This is a genomic window from Yoonia sp. (assembly GCF_046498525.1).
In the GTDB taxonomy this organism is placed as follows: Bacteria; Pseudomonadota; Alphaproteobacteria; order Rhodobacterales; family Rhodobacteraceae; genus Yoonia.
This window is the reverse complement of the sequence record NZ_JAWOAN010000175.1, coordinates 1-3,806: the sequence shown is the minus strand read 5'-3', so window position 1 is coordinate 3,806 and position 3,806 is coordinate 1. Positions and strand designations below refer to the sequence as shown.

General features: G+C 60.5%; 2 protein-coding genes. Both read right to left on the bottom strand.

Going from position 1 to position 3,806, the window contains the following annotated elements; all coding sequences use genetic code 11:
* On the bottom strand, nucleotides 1-2,201 hold a 2,201-nt coding region (locus tag R6T97_RS11120), incomplete at its 3' end, for a YbcC family protein (protein WP_410349357.1).
* Nucleotides 2,198-3,781: a proton-conducting transporter membrane subunit gene (locus R6T97_RS11115; RefSeq protein ID WP_410349358.1), complete on the bottom strand. Its 1,584-nt coding sequence runs from the start codon at nucleotides 3,779-3,781 to the stop codon at nucleotides 2,198-2,200. The genes R6T97_RS11115 and R6T97_RS11120, both read right to left, overlap by 4 nt.
* Between the last annotated feature and the right edge of the window lie 25 nt (nucleotides 3,782-3,806).

Sequence of the window (3,806 nt, the reverse complement as noted above, 5' to 3'; positions counted from 1 at the left end):
GGATCATGTGCATAGCCCGTCCCATCAAAGACCGACTGCCATGGCAGCCCGCCACGCAAGACACCGCCATTGCCTTCGACCACGCCGATACCACCCGTGACATTGTGCAAAAGTTTGTTGCCTGCCCCAAAGATATGCGGGGCAACGACAGACCCATAGTATTGCAGGCTGATCCAGCTTGCGACGACAACCGGTGCGGTAAGGATCAGCTCCAGAACGCCAAAACCATCATCCTTTTGCCAGTCATAGTCATGCAGGAATGCGCGTCCCTCAAGGCCCTTGCCCTTGGTCCGGCTCCGCGGTGCGGCGATGAATGCCTTACATCCGGCCAAGGCCCACTCGGGCCGTGTCTCGGACCAGTCACGGCTCCGCTTGCTGACATCATCACCGTTGGCCGCACGCGGCAGACGCAAGGCGCGCTCGGTCCGGGCGAGTTTGCCTGCGGATGCCAGCCAACCCTGCGCAGTTTGCAAGTGGCTCTTGTGTCCATGTCCAGCAAAGTCATCGTCGTAGATCGTCACATCATCGGTCGTCGTATCATGTAGGCCACCGAGAAAAAGGGTATCCTGAGGGATCGTGATCCCGTTCCGGGCAAGACCCGCGCGCACATCCTTTTCGTTCAGGATACCAGCCAAAAGCCGCGCGTTCACTTCACCGGTGTAGCCGCCACATGCACCGCAATGCAGGGCGCTGGCATGCGGGTTGTTCACCACGTTGGCACCATGACCAAGCAAAAGCACCAGCGGCGCAAAATTCTTGGTCAGAGACATTGCCCCAAGAATGGCCGTCGCTGCCCCGATCCGGTCTTCCAGACCAAAGCTCTCATCCAGGACCGGCACCTGCGTGTCCGGCCCTTTCGCCGCATCCATCCCGAGCGCGTCGCGCAGCAATTTGCCCATATAGATCGGGCCTGTCGCCTCCACGAAGGCAAACGATGACACAGCGGCCAATTTGAACCGCCCCCACGCACGGCCAGCCCGCGCAGCAAAACGGGCATTCTGGTCGGCAGTCGCGGTGGATGCATCACCCGCGTGACTGGTCACACCATGGTTCAGCAGAACTGGCAGCCGTTTTTCAGCAACGTCAGATGCAAAACTTTTGTGCGCTACGGTCAATCCGAAGAAGCCCGCGAAGCCAAGCGTCTGGATACCGGGATCGACGCTTTCCAGCGCCCGCCGAAACACCTCTGACCGAACATCAATGCAGAACGCCGCCTGTAGCGCAGGACGCCCCTCTGTCAAAGGTTGGGACGGAGCACCCAGTGTTTCGGCCAAGGTACGCTGTCCGGCAAACTCTGCGGCGGCTTGCAGTGCTGCATCAATCAACTGATCTGTCGAAGGGGCGACAGGTGCGGCATGTGCCTCGCGGATCTTTGCCCACTTCGCCGCGATTTCAGAGGCATATTTCTCATAAAGGGCCTGCTCCCAGATCAGACGAATCGTCAGCATATCCGTGGTCGTCAAGTCAGTGCCGCCTGCCAGCTCTGCCTGCCAAAGATGATAGCGTGCCACCTGCGACCAGCCGCCAAGACCCAGCAAGAGCTGGTGAAAATATGTCTCGGTCTGTTCAGCCGACAAGCCAAGCACTTCTGTTGCATTCACCAAGGCATTGCGGGTCTGGGCGGGCGTACTTGCCACCAGTGCGCCAAAACCAGACAGCCCCGCGATCTCTGCCGTCAGATCACGGCTTGCAAAATCACGCCATGCGTCGAATGCCCGACGACCGGGCTTGTTCTGCCAAAGTGCCTGACCGGCATCAAAAAACCCTGCGGCCCAAACGCCAAAGCGCTCTTCCACGATGCCGGGCCAATCGATCCCCGATACGTCGGCGGCCAGATCCGCCACCGTAGGCAGCGCATTGATCACGGTTGATGGCACTCCCGCCGCCAGCTTGAGGGCTTCGGTGTCTGGCGCCGCTGCAGGAAACTGAGCGAGCGCAGCAGTCAAGTTCGCATCATTGATCGTCCCGTCACTGATCTTGGCCTGATACCAGTCGCGCGGCATCGTCACCTGTGTGCCCGCAACCCTGCCCAAAAGTGCCGCCACCTGCGGCAAATTCTGTTCCGTCTGCCCCAGAAACGGGTTGACCGCGACCGACGAAGACAGCGGCCAGAGTGGTGGAATAGCGCGGCCTGCGGCCTCTGCCTTGGCGATCACTTCAAGATGTGCGCCGGAATAGCCTGCGTATGTTTGCGCTTTCATTGCGCCGCTCCTTTGTTGGATGTGGTCCGCTTCCAGCCGCCCATGATGCGATCGGAAATTGCATTGATGTAAAGTCCGTTCGACAGGTGAACGCGCAGGCCCTGTGCTGCCGGGTGATACGACCAAAGCGGCAGTGTCGCTTGCGCGAGGGCCACAAGCCCAAAGCTGACCATCGCCAGCAGGATCAGCGCCCACTCCAGCGCGCCCGCCGGTGGCGTCGCAGGCAAAGTGCCCGCAGTCAGCCACTCGGAAGCGCGTTGCAGGACGAGGTAACTGACGGTCACGGTGGCTGCGTAGGCCGCAGTGCGCTGCGTCAGGGCTTGGGGTGCTTCGTCTGCAAAGCCCTGAGCCAGCAGATAGGCCACACCGAAGATCAGGATCGCGCCAAGGGCCACCGCCTGCGGGGACTTGCCGCCGAAATCAAAACCCAGACCAAGCACTGCATAGACCACCCCGTAAATCGCAAGAGCCACCAGAAACGCCCGCGTCACCGCACCCAGATCAGGCACGGCAACCGGCCCCGGCTTGCGGATCGCGGCCACGTTCTGCACCGCATTGCCCGCCGACAAAAAAGCGTGCGCCTTGTAAAGCGAGTGTGCCACGATATGCAGCAACGCCAGCGGAAACAGCGCCAGACCGCATTGCAGGATCATAAATCCCATTTGCGCGATGGTGGACCACGCAAGTGATGCCTTGACGGTCGGCTGCGTCAGCATGACCAGCCCGCCAAAGAGCGCGGTAAACCCGCCCACCATCACAAGGATCGCCAAGACTAGCGGCGACAGCAGCATGACGTCAGCAAAGCGGATCAGCGCAAAGCCACCCGCATTCACGACACCGGCGTGCAGCAGAGCGGACACCGGTGTCGGTGCCTCCATTACCTCGGTCAGCCACCCATGTGTCGGGAACTGCGCGGATTTCAGGATCGCCGCAAGGGCGATCAGTGCTGCGGCGGCCAGTGCCAAACCGCCGCCCGCGCCCTGCCCTGCCTGTGCAAGGATGCCCGAGATCTGGGTCGTGCCATAGGTACTGGCGAGCAAAATTGCGGCTCCAATGACAGCCGCGTCACCGATCCGCGCAATGATGAACTTCTTATGCGCCGCGCGCTGCGCCGCAACCCGCTCTGGATAGAACAACAAAAGCTTGTGCAGGCACATGCTTGTCGCGATCCATGCGCCGGCGAACTGTGTCACATTGCCCGACTGGACCAGCAGCAATACCGCCGAAAGCGTCGCAAGAAGCCAGAACGTAAAGTAATCCTGCCGCGCCTCGCCGTCCAGATAGGTGCGCGCATAACGCACCACGACCCAGCCGATGAAGGTCACCAGCAAAAGCATGACAATGCTGACAATGTCCAACCTGACGGATAATCCAACACCCAAGATCCCGATCAGGAAACTGTCTCCACTTCCGTTGAAAGCGAGCACTAAGGCCGACAAAACTGCTACCGCGACGGCGGCCAGTGCCGCCTGTTCTGCCAGCAATGCACCTTTTTGCGCAGAGATTCCCATAAAACGGGGGGCGAAAGCTGCGGCCAGCAGGATGAGTGGTGCCAGAAGCGGCAGGGCGTTCAGCAACATGTGGGTCTCCATCGCGTTCATTGAT

Bases quoted from the DNA above. Each gene is read 5' to 3' on its own strand.
- R6T97_RS11115 (WP_410349358.1), bottom strand. From the start codon at position 3,781: ATGTTGCTGAACGCCCTGCCGCTTCTGGCACCACTCATCCTGCTGGCC.